At 52.6% G+C, this 19,067-nt stretch carries 19 protein-coding genes and 1 tRNA gene; 11 read left to right on the plus strand and 9 right to left on the minus strand.

Features of this window, described 5'->3' with window-relative positions:
* Positions 1 to 3: 3 nt before the first annotated feature.
* A tRNA-Gly gene (locus tag OGW16_RS03725) sits at positions 4 to 79 on the minus strand.
* Between the two features lie 241 nt (positions 80 to 320).
* The gene (gene orn / locus OGW16_RS03730) at positions 321 to 866 is read right to left on the minus strand and encodes an oligoribonuclease (RefSeq protein WP_016151407.1); all 546 of its coding nucleotides are present in this window, start codon (positions 864 to 866) and stop codon (positions 321 to 323) included.
* A 105-nt stretch (positions 867 to 971) separates the two neighbouring features.
* Between orn and rsgA the strand changes: the two genes are divergently transcribed.
* From rsgA to mscM, 3 genes are all read left to right on the plus strand, one after another.
* Positions 972 to 2,024: a small ribosomal subunit biogenesis GTPase RsgA gene (rsgA, locus tag OGW16_RS03735; protein WP_170928034.1), complete on the plus strand. Its 1,053-nt coding sequence runs from the start codon at positions 972 to 974 to the stop codon at positions 2,022 to 2,024.
* A 92-nt stretch (positions 2,025 to 2,116) separates the two neighbouring features.
* The gene (gene asd, locus OGW16_RS03740; RefSeq protein ID WP_016155504.1) at positions 2,117 to 3,085 is read left to right on the plus strand and encodes an archaetidylserine decarboxylase; all 969 of its coding nucleotides are present in this window, start codon (positions 2,117 to 2,119) and stop codon (positions 3,083 to 3,085) included.
* Positions 3,086 to 3,102: 17 nt separating this feature from the next.
* A complete protein-coding gene (gene mscM / locus OGW16_RS03745; protein WP_047406746.1) occupies positions 3,103 to 6,417 on the plus strand; it encodes a miniconductance mechanosensitive channel MscM in 3,315 nt (1,104 codons plus the stop codon).
* Between the two features lie 94 nt (positions 6,418 to 6,511).
* Here the strand turns inward: mscM and yjeM are convergent, their stop codons facing one another.
* Together yjeM and epmA are read right to left on the minus strand one after the other, a co-directional pair.
* Positions 6,512 to 8,014, minus strand: a complete 1,503-nt coding sequence (gene yjeM / locus OGW16_RS03750) for a glutamate/gamma-aminobutyrate family transporter YjeM (RefSeq protein WP_286517919.1) — start codon at positions 8,012 to 8,014, stop codon at positions 6,512 to 6,514.
* Between the two features lie 214 nt (positions 8,015 to 8,228).
* Complete coding sequence (gene epmA / locus OGW16_RS03755) at positions 8,229 to 9,206, minus strand: elongation factor P--(R)-beta-lysine ligase (protein ID WP_043018161.1); 978 nt, start codon at positions 9,204 to 9,206, stop codon at positions 8,229 to 8,231.
* A gap of 324 nt (positions 9,207 to 9,530) precedes the next feature.
* Here epmA and frdA point away from each other — a divergent pair, with 324 nt between their 5' ends.
* From frdA to frdD, 4 genes are read left to right on the plus strand one after another with little or no spacing between them, the layout of a single operon-like run.
* Complete coding sequence (frdA, locus tag OGW16_RS03760; protein ID WP_043018160.1) at positions 9,531 to 11,321, plus strand: fumarate reductase (quinol) flavoprotein subunit; 1,791 nt, start codon at positions 9,531 to 9,533, stop codon at positions 11,319 to 11,321.
* The gene (frdB, locus tag OGW16_RS03765; RefSeq protein WP_003025540.1) at positions 11,314 to 12,048 is read left to right on the plus strand and encodes a fumarate reductase iron-sulfur protein; all 735 of its coding nucleotides are present in this window, start codon (positions 11,314 to 11,316) and stop codon (positions 12,046 to 12,048) included. Before frdA ends, frdB begins: the two co-directional genes overlap by 8 nt.
* 10 nt (positions 12,049 to 12,058) lie before the next feature.
* Positions 12,059 to 12,454, plus strand: coding sequence for a fumarate reductase subunit FrdC (gene frdC / locus OGW16_RS03770; RefSeq protein WP_003025537.1), 396 nt, complete (start codon positions 12,059 to 12,061; stop codon positions 12,452 to 12,454).
* Positions 12,455 to 12,464: 10 nt separating this feature from the next.
* Positions 12,465 to 12,821, plus strand: coding sequence for a fumarate reductase subunit FrdD (gene frdD / locus OGW16_RS03775; protein WP_003025535.1), 357 nt, complete (start codon positions 12,465 to 12,467; stop codon positions 12,819 to 12,821).
* 40 nt (positions 12,822 to 12,861) lie between these two features.
* On the opposite strand, the gene ampR is transcribed toward frdD, so the two are convergent.
* Positions 12,862 to 13,737, minus strand: coding sequence for a LysR family transcriptional regulator AmpR (ampR, locus tag OGW16_RS03780; protein WP_075145321.1), 876 nt, complete (start codon positions 13,735 to 13,737; stop codon positions 12,862 to 12,864).
* A gap of 131 nt (positions 13,738 to 13,868) precedes the next feature.
* Here ampR and blaCMY point away from each other — a divergent pair, with 131 nt between their 5' ends.
* Positions 13,869 to 15,014: a CMY-2 family class C beta-lactamase gene (gene blaCMY / locus OGW16_RS03785; RefSeq protein ID WP_286517921.1), complete on the plus strand. Its 1,146-nt coding sequence runs from the start codon at positions 13,869 to 13,871 to the stop codon at positions 15,012 to 15,014.
* Between the two features lie 93 nt (positions 15,015 to 15,107).
* Positions 15,108 to 15,641: a lipocalin family protein gene (locus OGW16_RS03790; protein WP_043018157.1), complete on the plus strand. Its 534-nt coding sequence runs from the start codon at positions 15,108 to 15,110 to the stop codon at positions 15,639 to 15,641.
* On the opposite strand, the gene sugE is transcribed toward OGW16_RS03790, so the two are convergent.
* A complete protein-coding gene (sugE, locus tag OGW16_RS03795; RefSeq protein ID WP_000118520.1) occupies positions 15,638 to 15,955 on the minus strand; it encodes a quaternary ammonium compound efflux SMR transporter SugE in 318 nt (105 codons plus the stop codon). The two genes, OGW16_RS03790 and sugE, sit on opposite strands and share 4 nt — an antisense overlap.
* A 256-nt stretch (positions 15,956 to 16,211) precedes the next feature.
* Here sugE and OGW16_RS03800 point away from each other — a divergent pair, with 256 nt between their 5' ends.
* The gene (locus tag OGW16_RS03800) at positions 16,212 to 16,811 is read left to right on the plus strand and encodes a helix-turn-helix transcriptional regulator (protein ID WP_047406762.1); all 600 of its coding nucleotides are present in this window, start codon (positions 16,212 to 16,214) and stop codon (positions 16,809 to 16,811) included.
* 29 nt (positions 16,812 to 16,840) lie between these two features.
* Here the strand turns inward: OGW16_RS03800 and ecnB are convergent, their stop codons facing one another.
* The 3 genes from ecnB to efp all read right to left on the minus strand — a co-directional run bounded on the left by ecnB (position 16,841) and on the right by efp (position 17,853).
* Positions 16,841 to 16,987, minus strand: coding sequence for a lipoprotein toxin entericidin B (gene ecnB / locus OGW16_RS03805; RefSeq protein WP_016151395.1), 147 nt, complete (start codon positions 16,985 to 16,987; stop codon positions 16,841 to 16,843).
* 107 nt (positions 16,988 to 17,094) lie between these two features.
* Positions 17,095 to 17,229: a lipoprotein antitoxin entericidin A gene (ecnA, locus tag OGW16_RS03810; protein ID WP_043018154.1), complete on the minus strand. Its 135-nt coding sequence runs from the start codon at positions 17,227 to 17,229 to the stop codon at positions 17,095 to 17,097.
* A gap of 57 nt (positions 17,230 to 17,286) precedes the next feature.
* Positions 17,287 to 17,853, minus strand: a complete 567-nt coding sequence (gene efp, locus OGW16_RS03815) for an elongation factor P (RefSeq protein WP_003025478.1) — start codon at positions 17,851 to 17,853, stop codon at positions 17,287 to 17,289.
* Positions 17,854 to 17,894: 41 nt separating this feature from the next.
* Here efp and epmB point away from each other — a divergent pair, with 41 nt between their 5' ends.
* Entirely contained in the window at positions 17,895 to 18,923 is a 1,029-nt protein-coding gene (gene epmB / locus OGW16_RS03820; RefSeq protein ID WP_286517923.1) for an EF-P beta-lysylation protein EpmB, read from the plus strand.
* Positions 18,924 to 19,067: the final 144 nt, after the last annotated feature.

Below are 19,067 nucleotides of genomic sequence, written 5' to 3' on the forward strand. Positions count from 1 at the left end.
TTTTGGAGCGGGAAACGAGACTCGAACTCGCGACCCCGACCTTGGCAAGGTCGTGCTCTACCAACTGAGCTATTCCCGCAAATCTGTACTGCTTTTGTTGCTGCCGTAACGCGTAATTCTCTGTCGTTACGGGAGGCGCATTATACGAGAAATCCGTTTAGCTGCAACCCCCCTAAAAGCGATTTTCTTGTTTTTTCGTTTAAGTGCTGAATTTATCGGCAAGTCGTTTAATTTAGCGACAATCCTGACTTAGTGCAAGCTCGCAGGAACGATTTTCGTAGGCCGGGTAAGGCGCAGCCGCCACCCGGCAATCCACAAAATCAAAGCTTAATAAAATGTTCGCGATAGTAAGCAAGCTCAGCAACAGATTCACGAATGTCGTCCATCGCCTGATGCGTTCCCTGCTTGGTGAAGCCAGCCAGGATCTCCGGCTTCCAACGACGCGCCAGTTCTTTGAGAGTACTAACGTCAAGATAGCGATAATGGAAATACGCCTCCAGCTCCGGCATGTATTTAAACAGGAAACGACGATCCTGACCGATGCTGTTGCCACAGATGGGTGATTTCCCTTCCGGAACCCACTCTTTCAAAAAAGCCAGCGTGGCCAGTTCAGCTTCACGATCGCCCATGGTGCTCGCCTTCACGCGATCCACCAGCCCGCTACCGGTATGCGTACGTACGTTCCAGTCATCCATTAATGCCAACTGTTCGTCTGACTGGTGCACCGCAATTGTCGGTCCTTCAGCCAGAATATTCAGGTTGGCATCGGTCACCAGCGTGGCGATCTCAATAATGCGATCGCGCTCGGGATCCAGACCTGTCATTTCCAGATCGATCCAAATCAGGTTGTTTTCATTGGCACTCATGCTATTTTCCACCCTTCAGCGTCACATTCAGTGTGACTACATTGATCTAAAATTGTGTGTATCATAAATGTTTTGCCCATCATGGGCGACCAGGAGCCAGTCCGATTGAGTAAGAATAAACTCTCCAAAGGCCAACAGCGCCGTGTGAACGCCAATCACCAGCGTCGTCTGAAAACGTCCGCGGAGAAGCCAGACTACGACGACAACCTGTTTGGCGAAACCGCTGAAGGCATCGTTATCAGCCGTTTTGGCATGCATGCCGACGTAGAATCTGCTGACGGTGAGATTCACCGCTGCAACATCCGCAGAACAATTCGCTCGCTGGTTACCGGCGATCGCGTCGTCTGGCGCCCGGGTAAAGCGGCAGCAGAAGGCGTGAATGTCAAAGGCATCGTTGAGGCAGTACACGAACGTACCTCGGTTCTGACACGCCCCGACTTTTACGACGGGGTAAAACCCATCGCCGCCAACATCAACCAGATCGTTATTGTCTCAGCCATCTTACCCGAGCTGTCACTCAATATTATCGACCGGTATCTGGTAGCCTGCGAAACGCTACACGTCGAACCGATTATCGTACTGAATAAAATCGATCTGCTGGATGACGAAGGCATGGCTTTCGTTAACGAACAGATGGATATCTATCGCAACATTGGCTATCGCGTGTTGATGGTATCAAGCCGCACTAAAGACGGCCTGAAGCCGCTTGAAGAAGCATTAACCGATCGTATCAGCATTTTTGCTGGTCAGTCGGGCGTGGGTAAATCGAGCCTGCTCAATAATCTTCTCGGCCTGCAGGAAGAGATCCTGACCAACGATGTCTCCGACAACTCCGGCCTTGGACAGCACACCACCACGGCCTCTCGCCTGTATCACTTCCCGCACGGCGGCGACGTTATCGACTCCCCTGGCGTACGTGAGTTCGGGCTGTGGCATCTGGAACCGGAACAAATCACGCATGGCTTTGTCGAATTCCATGACTACCTGGGCCATTGCAAATACCGCGACTGCAAGCATGATACCGATCCAGGCTGCGCTATCCGTGAGGCGGTAGAAAAAGGGACCATTGCCGAAACCCGGTTTGAAAATTATCACCGCATCCTGGAAAGCATGGCGCAGGTAAAAACGCGTAAAAACTTTTCTGATACAGACAACTGACAACTAAGCTAAGCATCGCTAGAATCGTCCCCCTTTTTTCAGGATCCGGCCCGTATGCCGGATCGGGAACAAATTATGGCCTGGAGGCTACCTTGTTAAACTCATTTAAGCTTTCGCTACAATACATTCTGCCGAAACTATGGCTCACTCGCCTGGCGGGTTGGGGTGCGAGCAAACGAGCGGGATGGCTGACTAAACTGGTTATCGATCTGTTCGTGAAATACTACAAGGTCGATATGAAAGAGGCGCAAAAGCCGGACACCGCCAGCTATCGCACCTTTAACGACTTCTTTGTTCGCCCGCTGCGCGACGACGTTCGCCCGATTAACACCGATCCAAACGTACTGGTCATGCCCGCTGACGGCGTGATTAACCAGTTAGGCAACATCGAAGAAGACAAGCTTCTGCAGGCTAAAGGGCACAGCTATACCCTTGAAGCCCTGCTGGCTGGCAACTACCAGATGGCGGACAAATTCCGCAACGGTACGTTTGTAACCACTTACTTGTCTCCACGCGATTACCACCGTGTACATATGCCGTGTAACGGTATCCTGCGTGAAATGATGTACGTGCCAGGCGATCTCTTCTCTGTAAACATCCTGACTGCGCAAAACGTTCCGAACCTGTTTGCACGCAACGAACGCGTAATCTGCCTGTTTGATACCGAATTTGGCCCGATGGTGCAGATTCTGGTCGGTGCGACCATCGTCGGCAGTATTGAAACCGCATGGGCTGGCACCATTACCCCACCGCGTGAAGGCGTCATCAAACGCTGGACCTGGCCGGAAGGCGAAAGCGAAGGGTCGGTGGCACTGTTGAAAGGTCAGGAAATGGGCCGCTTTAAGCTCGGTTCAACCGTCATCAACCTGTTCGCACCTGGCAAAGTTAATCTGGTTGAGCAGTTGCAGGACCTTTCAGTAACGAAAATCGGTCAGCCAATGGCCATCTCAACCGAGACTTTCGTGACGCCAGAGGCAGAACCGGCCCCGCTGGCGAAAGAAGAGATCGAAGCAGAACACGACGCCAGCCCGCTGGTTGACGACAAAAAAGACGAAAGTTAAACATAGGAATCGCTGCTGTGCGCCTGATTATCACGTTTCTGATGGCCTGGTGCCTCAGCCTGGGGGCGTACGCTGCGACGGCCCCCGATGCCAAACAACTCACCCAGGAACTGGAGCAGGCAAAGGCGGCAAAACCCGCTCAGCCAGAAACCGTCGAGGCGCTCCAGTCCGCGCTGAATGCCCTTGAGGAGCGTAAAGGCTCTCTTGAGCGTGCCCAGCAATATCAGCAGGTTATTGATAACTTCCCCAAGCTGTCCGCAACATTACGCGCGCAGCTTAGCAACCTGCGCGATGAACCGCGCAATGTGCCAACCGGACTCACTACCGATGCGTTAAACCAGGAGATCCTGCAGGTCAGCAGCCAACTGTTGGAAAAAAGTCGTCAGGCCCAACAGGAGCAGGACCGCGCCCGGGAAATCGCCGACTCATTAAGCCAACTTCCTCAACAGCAAACCGATGCCCGCCGCCAGCTAAATGAGCTTGAGCGACGCATTGGTACCGCCAACGGTAACTCCGCGCAAAATCAGGCGATGCAGGCTGAATCCGCCAAACTCAAAGCCCAGGTCGATGAGCTGGAGCTGGCGCAGCTTTCCGCCAATAACCGCCAGGAACTGGCGCGTATGCGTTCCGAACTGGCAGAAAAACAGAGTCAACAACTCGACGCTTACCTGCAGGCATTACGCAACCAACTTAACAGTCAGCGTCAGCGTGAAGCAGAGCGAGCGCTGGAAAGCACCGAACTGCTGGCGGAAAACAGCGCGGGACTGCCGGAAGGTATTGTCGATCAGTTCAAGGTTAACCGCGAGCTGTCTCAGGCCTTGAATCAGCAGGCGCAACGTATGGACCTGGTCGCCTCTCAGCAGCGTCAGGCTGCCAGCCAAACGCTGCAGGTCCGCCAGGCCTTGAATACGCTGCGAGAGCAGTCTCAGTGGCTTGGGGTCTCAAATATGCTGGGTGAAGCGCTGCGAGCGCAGGTATCCCGTTTACCGGAAATGCCTAAGCCTCAGCAGTTGGATACCGAAATGGCGCAGCTTCGCGTACACCGCATGCGCTATGAGGATCTCCTCAACAAACAGCCGCAACTGCGTCAGATTCATCAGGCCGATGGACAACCGCTGACCGCTGAACAGAGCAGCATTCTCAACGCCCAGCTACGCACCCAGCGTGAACTGCTGAACTCTTTGTTACAGGGCGGCGATACGTTGATCCTTGAGCTGACCAAGCTCAAAGTCTCCAACAGCCAACTGGAAGATGCGCTAAAAGAGGTCAATGAAGCAACGCACCGCTATCTGTTCTGGACGTCAGACGTTAGCCCTATCTCGCTCTCCTGGCCTGTCGACATCGTTCAGGATCTACGGCGTCTGATCTCATTAGATACGTTTAATCAGTTAGGTAAAGCCAGCATCATGATGCTGACCAGCAAGGAAACGCTGCTACCTCTATTCGGTGCGCTGGTGCTGGTTGGATTTAGCCTCTACTCTCGCAAACACTTTACCCGTTTTCTGGAGCGCTCATCAGCGCGGGTCGGGAAAGTCACCCAGGACCATTTCTGGCTGACAATACGCACAGTGTTCTGGTCGATACTCGTCGCCTCGCCCTTGCCGGTACTGTGGGCAACGCTCGGTTACGGACTGCAGGAAGCCTGGCCTTATCCGTTGGCTGTTGCTATCGGCGATGGCGTAACCGCTACGGTGCCCATGCTGTGGGCGGTAATGATTTGCGCCACCTTTGCGCGCCCCAACGGTTTGTTCATTGCCCATTTCGGCTGGCCGCGAAACCGCGTCGCGAAAGCCATGCACTACTACCTGATGAGCATCGGGCTGATTGTCCCGTTGATCATGGCGGTGATTATGTTTGATAACCTCAATGACCGGGAATTCTCCGCCTCATTGGGACGTCTGTGCTTTATTCTGATTTGCGGTGCGTTAGCGGTCGTGACCCTGAGCCTGAAACGCGCCGGGATACCGCTATACCTCGATAAAGAGGGCAACAGCGATAACATGGTCAATAGCATGCTGTGGAATATGCTGATGGGCGCGCCGCTGATTGCTATTCTCGCCGCAGCAGTGGGTTATCTCGCCACGTCACAAGCCTTGCTGGCGCGTCTGGAAACGTCCGTGGCGATTTGGTTCTTATTACTGGTGGTGTATCACGTCATCCGCCGCTGGATGCTCATTCAGCGCCGCCGCCTGGCGTTTGACCGCGCTAAGCATCGACGCGCCGAAATGCTGGCGCAGCGCGCGCGGGGTGAGGAAGAACCACCGCATTCCACCAGCCTTGAAGGCGCGATTGATGTCGATGAAAGCGAAGTGGATTTGGATGCGATCAGCGCGCAATCGCTGCGCCTGGTGCGCTCTATCCTGATGCTTATCGCCCTGCTCTCGGTCATTGTGCTGTGGTCAGAAATTCATTCCGCTTTCGGCTTTCTGGAAAACATTTCGTTGTGGGATGTCACCTCCACGGTGCAGGGTGTGGAAAGCCTGGAGCCGATAACGCTGGGTGCGGTGCTCATCGCAATACTGGTATTTATTATCACCACCCAGCTAGTGCGCAACCTGCCCGCACTGCTGGAGCTGGCGCTTCTGCAACATCTGGATTTAACCCCCGGCACCGGTTACGCCATCACCACCATCACAAAGTATCTGCTGATGCTGATTGGCGGTCTGGTTGGCTTCTCGATGATCGGTATTGAATGGTCCAAACTGCAATGGCTGGTGGCGGCTCTCGGTGTTGGTCTGGGCTTTGGTTTGCAGGAGATCTTCGCCAACTTTATTTCCGGCCTGATTATCCTGTTTGAAAAACCAATCCGCATTGGCGACACGGTGACGATTCGCGATCTTACCGGTAGCGTGACGAAAATTAATACCCGCGCCACTACCATCAGCGACTGGGACCGCAAAGAGATCATCGTGCCCAATAAGGCCTTTATCACCGAGCAGTTCATCAACTGGTCGCTGTCCGATTCGGTCACCCGTGTGGTATTAACCATCCCGGCGCCATCGGAGGCTAACAGCGAGGAGGTTACGCAGATCTTGCTGACTGCCGCACACCGTTGCTCGCTGGTTATCGATAACCCGGCGCCAGAAGTCTTCCTGGTTGACCTGCAGCAAGGGATTCAAATCTTCGAACTGCGTATTTATGCCGCTGAAATGGGGCATCGCATGCCGCTGCGCCACGAGATCCACCAACTGATTCTGGCTGGCTTCCGCGAGCACGGTATTGATATGCCGTTCCCACCGTTCCAGATGCGTCTGGAGAGCCTCGGCGGTAAGCAAACAGGGAGAACGTTAAGTTCTGCGGGCAGAGGCAGTCGCCCGGCGGGAAGTTTGTAGCGCATGATCCTGGCAAGAAATGCCAGATGGCGACCCGTTGGGGCTTATCCGGCCTACGAAGATGCCTCTTTGTCGGCCGGATTAGGCAGGTCGTTTATTCCACCGCCCACTCAGGATTGTTGGCCGTGCGGCGGCAGTAGTTCTGATAAATCGCCATCGCCAGCAGCGAGAAGAAGATCGGGCCGCCGGTCATCCACAATGCGCTGTTCCAGTCCCCAGCTTCAATCACCGGCTGGATGATGGTGAACACATTGGCAAACGTCACCACCAGTACGACCACGCCGGTTGCCAGTAACGTCGCTGCCCGGGTTTTAAAGACCACAAACGGTCTTTCCAAACCCACACGGGCTTTAAAGAACGGAAACGCCAGCGCGAGGAACAGATACGGCAGCGTCATCGAGACGTTCGCCATCAGGGTCAGTTTGTTATAGAACGCTGAAGCCGTATCGCCGCCAAACGAAACCAGCAGGATAAACAGGCTCACCAGCAGGCACTGCAACCACATTGCCGTCGTCGGCATCCCCACCGCATTCAGTTTGGTCATCGGCGCGGGCCACAGCGCCTTTGGCGTTCCCTGAATAATCGCTTTCAACGGCGAGTAGCTGAGCGTGAAAAAAGCGCCGGTATAGGCGAGGAACATAGAAAGCCCGGTGATACGCGCGAACCACACGCCCATCGCCATCGCAGTTTCAGGGGAAAGATGCAGCGCGTTACCTAACGTCATCCCGAGGCTTTTCATCAGGATATAGGTAATATTCCCGAGGTTAACCGAGCTATTGCTTAATACCTGCTGCCAGTTGGTGCTAACGCCCCATAAAAATATAGCCAGTGAATAACCGACAGAAATGACAATAGCGGCAAAGACAATTCCTTTCGCAAAGTTCTTTTCTGGCTTTTCTGTTTTATCAACTAATCCACCCACGGCTTCTATTCCGCCGTAAGCAAAAATGGCAAACACAACAAATGACAACATTGCCAGCCCGGACTGATATCCTGGGTTAGGCGAAGAGATAAAATTAATATCCTGTGCAAAGTGGCCACCAGTTAATAACAAAATGGCGACACTAACTAACAACAGAACTAAATTAAGACACATTACGGCAATTCCGCCTACAGCCGTAATACGAGCAATCTTATTAATTCCCCGGGATGCCACGCAGGTCACCAGAATCATCCAGCCGACGGCAAGCAGCCCCACGACCTGCGTAGGCTCAAGCCCCGCGATACGCCAGTGTTGCGTCATGTCTGCGCCAAATAAAAAGGTTGAAAAAGGTACCCAGACTTTCGCCGCGGTACTTACCATCCATATCACATAGGAAGAAAACCACATAAACGTGCCGATAAATGCATAGCGTGGCCCAACGCTATTATTCATCCACGAATAGATTCCGCCCTCTTCTTTGCGATAGGCCGATCCCATTTCCGCCATCATTAAAGCAAATGGGATAAAGAATAATAATGCAGAAAATATATACCACGGAATCGCGCTATACCCCATTAAATAGAACGCGGAGGGGCTATTAGCAAAACCGAAAACAGACGTAAATATCATGAGGATGAGACCAATCAGGCTCATCTTTTTTATTGTTTGGGTCATCAAACCATCCCTTACTCTGGCAAGCGTTTTACAAACGCCGCTCACCGATTGGCACTGATCTCTTTACAGAGTTCAGCGATAGAAAAATCAACACAGAATTGATACCTGAACGATACCAAATATCCAGGAGTAAATTGTGGCTATTAGAGGGGAAATGAAAAAATATGCTACAAAGTGGCTATTTTACCGCCACTTTGTATTACAGAAGCGTAAGTTATGCGCGATCGACGGTGAATGCGATAACCTCAGCCAGGCTCTCTGCGTCCAGCGCCAGCATCACCAGACGGTCAACGCCAAGCGCCACGCCAGAGCAATCCGGCATGCCCACTTTTAACGCTTCAAGCAGATTGGTATCAATAGGCTGCTGCGGCAAGCCACGAGCGGCACGTTTGCGGTTATCCTGTTCAAACCGTTGCTGCTGTTCGCGCGCGTCGGTCAGTTCATGGAAACCATTCGCCAGCTCAATACCTTTGTAGTAAACCTCGAAACGTTCAGCCACGCGATGATCTTCGGTGCTGATTTGTGCCAGTGATGCCTGGCTGGCCGGGAAATGATACACAAACGTCGGTTTGTCTTTACCAATATGCGGCTCAACGCCCATCGTAAACAGCAGCTGCAGCAAGGTGTCCCGGTCTTCTTCGGTATCTGCGATATTACTGAGATCCAGCTTCGCCGCCACTTCCCGCAGTTGGGTTTTATCCGCAGACAGCGGGTCTATCTCCAGATGACGCTGGAAGGCTTGCTGGTAAGAGAGGCTTTCCGCAGGCGAACAGTCCAGCACCTGCTGGAGCAAATCGTCCACCTCATTCATCAGCCGATACATATCGTAGTGCGGACGATACCACTCAAGCATGGTGAATTCAGGGTTATGATGGCGCCCCATCTCTTCATTACGGAAGCTGCGGCACAGTTGATACACCGGGCCGCACCCTGCCACCAGCAAGCGCTTCATATGGTATTCCGGGCTGGTCATTAAATAGAGATTCATTCCCTGGGAATGTCCAGGGCCGACGAAACGCGTTTCGAACGGGAACAGATGAATGTCCGTTACCGTTGCCTGACTCATACAAGGGGTCTCAACCTCAAGCACGCCACGATCGGCAAAAAAGCGGCGAATCTCCGCTATAATTGCAGCACGTTTTAACAGATTGGGGATGGACGCGCTCGGCTGCCAGGTTGCCGTTTCGCTCATGTTTGTTTCTCCGATTTAAGACAAGGGCACGAAGTCTACTCGTATCGCGTTAACGAGACAAATTTCGCGCAGCAGTAATCAGCGCTGGCAATAGGATAAAAAAAGCGACAGGGGGTGGTTTAGTAATTAAATTAATCAAATTCAATGATAATTCCCCCCTTAGATACGCTAAAAAAATCGAACACGTCAAATTTCCCGCACATCCCTAAGACTATACTATTGTACCTATAAAGGAGCAGTGGAAACGCGTTCATAACCTGTTTGAAGCCGATGAAGCATCTGATTTCAGGCAGGAATGAAATAACAACAATCTGGAGGAATGTCGTGCAAACCTTTCAAGCCGATCTTGCCATTATAGGCGCCGGTGGCGCGGGATTACGTGCTGCAATTGCTGCCGCACAAGCAAATCCCAACGCTAAAATCGCACTGATCTCAAAAGTGTACCCAATGCGCAGCCATACCGTTGCTGCCGAAGGCGGCTCTGCTGCTGTCGCGCAGGATCATGACAGCTTTGACTACCATTTTCACGATACGGTAGCAGGCGGAGACTGGCTGTGTGAGCAGGATGTCGTGGATTACTTTGTCCACCACTGCCCAACTGAAATGACGCAACTGGAACAATGGGGCTGCCCATGGAGCCGTCGTGAAGACGGTAGCGTCAACGTACGTCGCTTCGGCGGTATGAAAATCGAGCGCACCTGGTTTGCCGCGGATAAAACCGGCTTCCATATGTTGCATACGCTGTTCCAGACATCTTTGCAGTTCCCGCAGATTCAGCGTTTTGACGAACACTTCGTTCTGGATATCCTGGTTGACGATGGTCATGCTCGCGGCCTGGTTGCCATGAACATGATGGAAGGCACGCTGATGCAAATCCGTGCTAACGCAGTCGTGATGGCAACGGGCGGCGCAGGTCGTGTTTACCGTTACAACACCAACGGCGGCATCGTAACCGGCGACGGTATGGGCATGGCGCTGAGCCACGGCGTTCCGCTGCGTGATATGGAATTCGTTCAGTATCACCCGACGGGTCTGCCAGGCTCCGGTATCCTGATGACGGAAGGCTGCCGTGGTGAAGGCGGTATCCTGGTCAACAAAAACGGCTACCGTTATCTGCAAGACTACGGCATGGGTCCGGAAACTCCGCTGGGCGAGCCGAAAAACAAATACATGGAACTCGGTCCGCGCGACAAAGTATCTCAGGCTTTCTGGCACGAATGGCGCAAAGGCAACACCATTTCCACTCCGCGTGGCGATGTGGTTTACCTCGACCTGCGTCATCTCGGCGAGAAAAAACTGCTCGAACGTTTACCGTTCATCTGCGAACTGGCGAAAGCCTACGTGGGTGTCGATCCGGTTAAAGAACCGATCCCGGTACGTCCGACCGCGCACTACACCATGGGCGGTATCGAAACCGATCAGCACTGTGAAACCCGCATTAAAGGTCTGTTCGCTGTCGGCGAATGTTCCTCTGTTGGTCTGCATGGCGCTAACCGTCTGGGTTCTAACTCCCTGGCAGAACTGGTGGTCTTCGGTCGTATGGCCGGTGAACAGGCTGCAGAACGCGCTGCAACGGCTGGCGCAGCAAACAGCGCCGCGCTCGATGCGCAGGTTGCTGGCGTTGAAAAACGTCTGAAAGATCTGGTTAACCAGGAAGGTAACGAAAACTGGTCTAAGATCCGTGACGAAATGGGCATGTCCATGGAAGAAGGTTGCGGTATCTACCGTACGCCGGAACTCATGCAGAAAACCGTTGATAAGCTGGCGGAACTGCAGGAACGCTTCAAGCGCGTACGTATCACTGATACCTCCAGCGTCTTCAACACCGACCTGCTGTACACCATCGAACTGGGTCACGGTCTGAACGTTGCAGAATGTATGGCTCACTCTGCTCTGGCGCGTAAAGAATCCCGCGGCGCGCACCAGCGTCTGGATGAAGGCTGCACCGAGCGTGACGATGTGAACTTCCTCAAACACACCCTCGCCTTCCGCGATGCTGACGGCACGACTCGTCTGGAATACAGCGACGTGAAAATCACCACTCTGCCACCGGCTAAACGTGTTTACGGTGGCGAAGCGGAAGCAGCCGATAAGAAGGAGAAGGCGAATGGCTGAGATGAAAAACCTGAAAGTTGAGGTGGTGCGCTATAACCCGGAAACCGATACCGCGCCGCACAGTGCTTTCTACGAAGTTCCTTATGATGAAACCACGTCGCTGCTGGATGCGCTGGGCTACATCAAGGATAACCTGGCACCGGACCTGAGCTACCGCTGGTCCTGCCGTATGGCAATCTGTGGCTCCTGCGGCATGATGGTCAACAATGTACCGAAACTGGCGTGCAAAACCTTCCTGCGTGATTACACCAACGGCATGAAGGTTGAAGCGCTGGGCAACTTCCCGATTGAGCGCGATCTGGTCGTCGACATGACGCACTTTATCGAAAGCCTGGAAGCGATCAAACCGTACATCATCGGTAACCCGCGTACACCGGATCAGGGTCCAAACACCCAAACTCCGGCGCAGATGGCGAAGTATCATCAGTTCTCCGGTTGCATCAACTGTGGTCTGTGCTACGCCGCGTGCCCGCAGTTCGGCCTGAACCCAGAGTTCATTGGACCGGCTGCGATTACGCTGGCGCATCGCTACAACGAAGATAGCCGCGACCACGGTAAGAAGGAGCGTATGGCTCAGTTGAACAGCCCGAACGGCGTCTGGACCTGTACTTTCGTGGGCTACTGCTCCGAAGTCTGCCCGAAACACGTCGATCCGGCTGCGGCCATTCAGCAGGGTAAAGTTGAAAGTTCAAAAGACTTTCTTATCGCTACCCTGAAACCACGCTAAGGAGTGCACGATGACGACTAAACGCAAAGCCTATGTGCGGCCAATGACGTCCACCTGGTGGAAAAAGCTGCCATTTTATCGTTTTTACATGCTGCGTGAAGGCACGGCAGTTCCGGCAGTCTGGTTCAGCATTGAACTGATTATCGGCCTGTTTGCACTCAAGCATGGTGCAGAGTCCTGGATGGGCTTTGTCGCCTTTTTGCAAAACCCGGTGGTGGTAATCCTTAATATTATCGCCCTGGCTGCAGCGCTGCTGCATACCAAAACCTGGTTTGAGCTGGCGCCAAAAGCGGCCAACATCATCGTAAAAGACGAAAAAATGGGGCCAGAGCCGATCATCAAAGGTCTCTGGGCAGTCACTGTGGTTGCGACAGTAGTAATACTGTTTGTTGCCCTGTTCTGGTAAGGAGTCCGGAATGATTAATCCAAATCCAAAACGCTCTGACGAACCCGTATTCTGGGGCCTGTTTGGTGCAGGCGGTATGTGGAGCGCTATCATTGCGCCGGTGATGATCCTGCTGGTAGGCATTATGCTGCCGCTGGGCTTTGTTCCTGATGCTTTCAGCTATGAACGCGTACTGGCATTCGCACAGAGCTTCATCGGACGTGCGTTTCTGTTCCTGATGATCGTTCTGCCGCTGTGGTGCGGTTTACACCGTATGCACCACGCGATGCATGACCTGAAAATCCACGTGCCTGCTGGCAAATGGGTATTCTACGGACTGGCAGCTATCCTGACCGTTGTAACGGCTATTGGTATTCTGACCATCTAATCGCATGCGTAATTATCAGGCCCGCCATTGGCGGGCCTTTTTATTGGTGCAGCACCCCGGTCAACCAACGAGAAAATTCACGCATCGCGAGTGTCTCCGGACGAGATTGCAAACGCGTCATCCAGTAGCTCCCCAGATCAATCTGCGTTAAAAACGGCTGAACGATACGTTCACTGCCAAGCAAGTGCCTGAACATTCTGACCGGTGCAATTGCCACACCGATCCCCGCCTGCGCGGCTTCCAGCATGGTGACGGACGAGTCAAACACCACCACGTTGTGCGTCGGTGACGGAGGCGCTTCTCCGGCGGCCTGCATCCAAAGCGTCCATTCATCACGTCGATACGATCGCAATAACGGAAATTTCAGGATATCCGCTGGCGCTTTAATCTGCGAGGCCAACGTTGGCGAACACAGCGGAGACATCGGCGCGCTACACAAATATTGCGCGTCGGTATCATGCCAGGCTCCCCCTCCGTAGCGAATGGTATAATCCAGCCCTTCGGCGGCGGGATCCACACGATTATTGTGGGTGGAAATATGTAAATCAATATGCGGGCAGTTGCGCTTAAAATCGCTCAGCAGCGGGAAAAGACAGCCGACCGCAAAAGTCCCCACTACGCCAATTTTAAGTTTTTCCTGAGTCTGTTTTGTGGCAAAACGATCCAGCATCCCGGCCATACGATCGAAAGAGTCATTAAGTACAGGTAACAGACTCTCTCCTTCAGTCGTCAGCATTAACCCTCGAGAGCCACGCACAAAAAGCTGACAATTCAGCTGTTGCTCCAGCGCTTTTACATGCTGGCTGATGGCAGAATGCGTCACATTGAGCTCAATCGCAGCGCGGGTAAAACTAAGATGTCTGGCCGCTGCTTCAAAAGCCCGCAGCGAGTTTAGGGGGATATAGCTACGCGTCATTATCTGGCCTGTTAGAAAAACTTATACCTGCTGCTAAATTTAACCGTTTGTCAACACGATGCAAATCAAACACACTGATTGCGTCTGACGGGCCCGGACACCCTTACGCTTTTAATGACGGAAATAATTTCATGATGAAAAAATCGATATGCTGCGCGCTGCTGCTGACAGCCTCTTTTTCCACCTTTGCCGCCGCAAAAACAGAACAACAAATTGCCGATATCGTTAACCGCACCATCACACCGCTGATGCAGGAGCAGGCTATTCCGGGTATGGCCGTTGCGATTATCTACCAGGGAAAACCTTATTACTTTACCTGGGGTAAAGCTGATATCGCCAATAACCGTCCAGTCACTCAGCAAACGCTGTTTGAACTCGGCTCGGTCAGTAAAACGTTCAACGGCGTGCTGGGCGGCGATGCTATCGCTCGCGGCGAAATCAAGCTCAGCGATCCGGTCACGCAATACTGGCCTGAGCTGACGGGTAAGCAGTGGCAGGGTATCAGCCTGCTGCACTTAGCGACCTACACGGCAGGCGGCCTGCCGCTTCAGGTTCCTGACGACGTCACGGATAAAGCCGCCTTACTGCGTTTTTATCAAAACTGGCAGCCACAATGGGCCCCGGGCGCTAAACGTCTTTACGCTAACTCCAGCATTGGTCTGTTTGGCGCACTGGCGGTGAAACCTTCGGGCATGAGCTACGAAGAGGCGATGACCACCCGCGTCCTGCAGCCCTTAAAACTGGCGCATACATGGATTACGGTTCCACAGAGCGAACAAAAAGATTATGCATGGGGCTATCGCGAAGGAAAGCCTGTGCATGTATCCCCTGGCCAACTTGATGCCGAAGCCTATGGGGTAAAATCAAGCGTTGTCGATATGACCCGCTGGGTCCAGGCCAACATGGATGCCAGCCAGGTTCAGGAGAAAACGCTCCAGCAGGGAATCAAGCTTGCGCAGTCACGTTACTGGCGTATTGGCGATATGTACCAGGGCCTGGGCTGGGAGATGCTGAACTGGCCGGTGAAAGCCGACTCAATAATTAACGGTAGCGACAGCAAAGTGGCGCTGGCAGCGCTTCCCGCCGTTGAGGTAAACCCGCCCGCGCCTGCTGTGAAAGCATCATGGGTGCATAAAACGGGCTCCACTGGCGGATTCGGCAGCTACGTTGCTTTCGTTCCAGAAAAAAACCTTGGCATTGTGATGCTGGCAAACAAGAGCTATCCAAACCCTGCTCGCGTCGAGGCCGCCTGGCGCATTCTTGAAAAACTGCAGTAACGAATAAGGAGGCCCAGGATATCGGGCTTCCTTTCTTTCTCTTTTTTTCCTGCTGTCATCTACACTTAACAAAAATCCAGCAAGGAAAATCTTATGCGCATTCTGCCCGTCGTTGCTGCAGTTACGGCTGCATTCCTGGTTGTTGCTTGCAGCTCCCCTACACCGCCGAAAGGCGTTACCGTAGTCAATAACTTTGATGCCAAACGTTATCTGGGCACCTGGTATGAAATAGCGCGTTTCGACCATCGATTCGAACGTGGACTGGAAAAAGTGACCGCCACCTATAGCCTGCGCGACGACGGCGGTATCAACGTGATTAACAAGGGCTATAACCCGGACAGGGGAATGTGGCAGAAAACAGAGGGTAAAGCCTACTTCACCGGCGACCCAAACCGCGCTGCGCTCAAGGTCTCGTTTTTTGGTCCTTTCTATGGCGGCTATAACGTGATTGCCCTCGATCGGGAATATCGTCACGCGTTGGTTTGCGGACCGGATCGCGATTACCTGTGGATCCTTTCACGGACCCCTACTATTTCAGACGAAATGAAACAGCAAATGCTGGCCGTCGCGACCCGGGAAGGGTTTGAAGTGAATAAGCTGATTTGGGTAAAACAGCCCGGCGCTTAGTGGGTGCTCAGCTTCAGACCAATAATGCCGGCAACGATCAGCCCGAGGCTAAGTAAACGCGCCGGGCTGGCAGATTCACCGAGCAGCAAAATTCCTGTAATAGCCGCCCCGACGGCGCCGATACCGGTCCAGACGGCATAGGCGGTTCCTACAGGCAACGTGCGCATTGCCCAGGAGAGCATGGCGATACTGACGATCATCGCCGCAATGGTGATAATGCTTGGCGTCAAACGCGTAAAACCGTGGGTATATTTCAGGCCAATCGCCCAGACAACTTCGAGCAGACCTGCAATTAATAAAACGATCCAGGACATATCAGGCTCCAGAACAATGGGGCCGTCCCCGGTGAAAGAAGCGTTTGCAGGTCGTCCTGCAAAGCTAATGTGTGAAATGGCATTTTTGCCCGAGAGAAAATGAATTTCAACCTTTTTATTCGTTGCATACTAAAAGCAAGAATTAAGCATAATTAGCGGCGTAGTTCCCGCATTTGGCACTCATCGGAGTTCTCTATGATGAGGGGCTTTCTGAATCCAGGAAGTCGATTGCCTCTCTTCTGAATGCGAAAAGGTTATGCTTAAAATTTTAGTGATTGACCGGTGCCACTTTACCCGTACAGGGATTGAGGCCTTGCTTAATCATTCTGGCAGGTTCAGCTCCTCATTTCTGGTATCAGGGATCAATAATCTCCTGTTAGCAAAAGAGCATATTTTGCAGTGGAAACCGCATCTGGTGATCGCGGATTTATACAGTTTTATCAGCGAGACACACTCCAGTCCGCCAATTAAGCCATTTTTTATGAGCTGCGGCGTCATCCCACTGATTTTATTGCAATCAGTAGAAAGACAGCACACTTCTACGACTTCCCCTCAATCCGTCGTCCATTCGGTTTTGACCAAGCACACCACGCTGAACGCTCTCTCACACACAATTCAGGAGGCGCTACAGCTTCGCCCGCCATTAGAAATAGTCGAAAATGCGACTCCACTGCTTACGCCGCAGGAGGAGAAAGTATTATCGATGTGGATGGATGGGATCAGTAACAATGCGATCGCCGCCGCACTGAGCATTCATGGCAAGACGGTCTACACCTATAAACGGAATATCCGCATTAAACTGCACCTGGGGAACCGCTTCTCACCGTTTCTCTCGCTACCCGGGAAGGGGAATTAACGGTACGACAGGCGTCGTACCGTTCATGATTATTGCTGAGCTTTTGTCGCTGCACCAGAGATTGCGCTACCGCCTTCAGAGATATCCTGCCCAACACCTTTCGTTGTATTGCACGCAGTCAACACTGAAGAAAGAACCAACACAGAAAAGATCGCAGCAATTGTCTTCTTAACCATAACGTCTTCCTTTTCTAGCCAATATTGTTTATGTATAGCTAATTAATAATAGACAAGATCTGCAAGTGTGATGGATAAACAAGCGTTTTTAAGATTATGAGAGAGGATTAGCTGGCGGCGTGAGAGATTGAATTGCCAAGATGTTTGATGTCTTCACCGAAACCACGCGCGGTATTACAACCCGTCAGCAGGGTGCTGGTAAATAGGATGAGCATTACAAGACCGAGAAGACGTTTCATCATTCCTGCCCTGGAAAAAGTATGGCGCAGCAACCTGCGCCATAAGATCAAATGGATATCTTATTTTACGCGAGAAACGTATTCGCCGGAGCGAGTATCCACTTTGATCACTTCGCCGATCTGTACGAACAGCGGAACTTTAACGACTGCGCCGGTAGACAGGGTTGCCGGTTTGCCGCCAGTACCAGCGGTATCGCCTTTCAGACCTGGGTCGGTTTCAACGACTTCCAGCTCAACGAAGTTCGGCGGAGTCACGGAGATCGGCTGACCGTTCCACAGGGTCACGATGCATTCAGCCTGGTCCAGCAGCCATTTAGCGTTATCGCCTACCGCTTTCTCGTCTGCAGCCAGCTGTTCGAAAGTGGTGTTATTCATGAAGTGCCAGAACTCACCGTCGCTATACAGGAAGGTCAGGTTCATGTCGGCTACGTCTGCGCCTTCAGCGGAGTCGGTAGACTTGAAGGTTTTCTCTACGCGAGTACCGGTCAGCAGGCGGCGCAGCTTAACGCGCGCAAACGCCTGGCCTTTACCTGGTTTAACGAATTCGCTGGCTTCAACCGCATAAGGTTCGCCGTCCAACATGATTTTAAGACCAGCACGAAAATCGTTGCTATAGTACGTTGCCATAAGGCCCTCTGAAAATTGTTAACTGGTAGCTAAGCCACAAAATGGCGCATATTGTAACCCTAAATACCCCATCCAGAGAAGATTGGTTATCGCAACTTGCCGATGTTGTGACCGATCCCGATGAACTTCTGCATCTTTTGAATATAGACGCAGATGAAAAACTGTTGGCCGGACGCGACGCGAGACGGCTTTTCGCCCTGCGCGTGCCGCGTGCGTTTATTGCGCGCATGGAAAAAGGCAACCCTGACGATCCGCTTTTGCGTCAGGTACTTACCTCCCAGGAAGAGTTTGTTTCCGCCCCCGGCTACTCGACCGATCCGCTGGAAGAACAGCACAGCGTGGTTCCCGGTTTGCTGCATAAATATCGCAACCGTGCGCTGCTGTTGGTTAAAGGCGGTTGCGCGGTTAATTGTCGCTATTGCTTCCGCCGCCACTTCCCGTACGCCGAAAACCAGGGCAATAAGCGCAACTGGCAGGTCGCCCTGGACTACATTAGCGCGCATCCTGAGCTGGATGAGATTATCTTCTCCGGTGGCGATCCGTTAATGGCCAAGGACCACGAACTGGACTGGTTGCTCACGCAACTGGAAGCCATCCCGCATATTAAGCGTCTGCGTATCCACAGCCGTTTACCGATTGTTATCCCAGCTCGCATTACAGAAGGACTGGCCCAGCGCTTTGCGCACTCCTCCTTGCAGATTCTGCTGGTCAATCACATTAATCACGCCAATGAGGTCGATGAGACGTTTCGCCAGGCCATGGTCAGACTGCGTATCGCCGGCGTCACGCTACTCAACCAAAGCGTTTTGCTGCGTGGCGTGAACGATAACGCGCAAACGCTGGCTCACCTTAGCAACACGTTGTTTGATGCGGGTGTGATGCCCTATTACCTGCACGTACTGGACAAAGTGCAGGGCGCCTCCCACTTTATGGTCAGCGACGATGAAGCGCGTCAAATTATGCGCGAACTGCTGACGCTGGTTTCCGGCTATATGGTCCCCAAACTGGCGCGTGAAATTGGCGGAGAGCCAAGTAAAACGCCATTGGATCTGCAGCTACGCCAACAATAGCCTTTATTGAGTGTCCGATTTCGGACACTCAACACGATTACTTATTATTTAAATCCACACAGGTGGAGCCATGCTTTTAATTTGTGCTATTTTAATTAGCGCTGTGCGATTATTCATTCGCAAGTTGTATCAATAAAATCAAAT

Source organism: Citrobacter sp. Ce104, assembly GCF_030334595.1.
GTDB classification, from domain to species: Bacteria; Pseudomonadota; Gammaproteobacteria; order Enterobacterales; family Enterobacteriaceae; genus Citrobacter; species Citrobacter europaeus.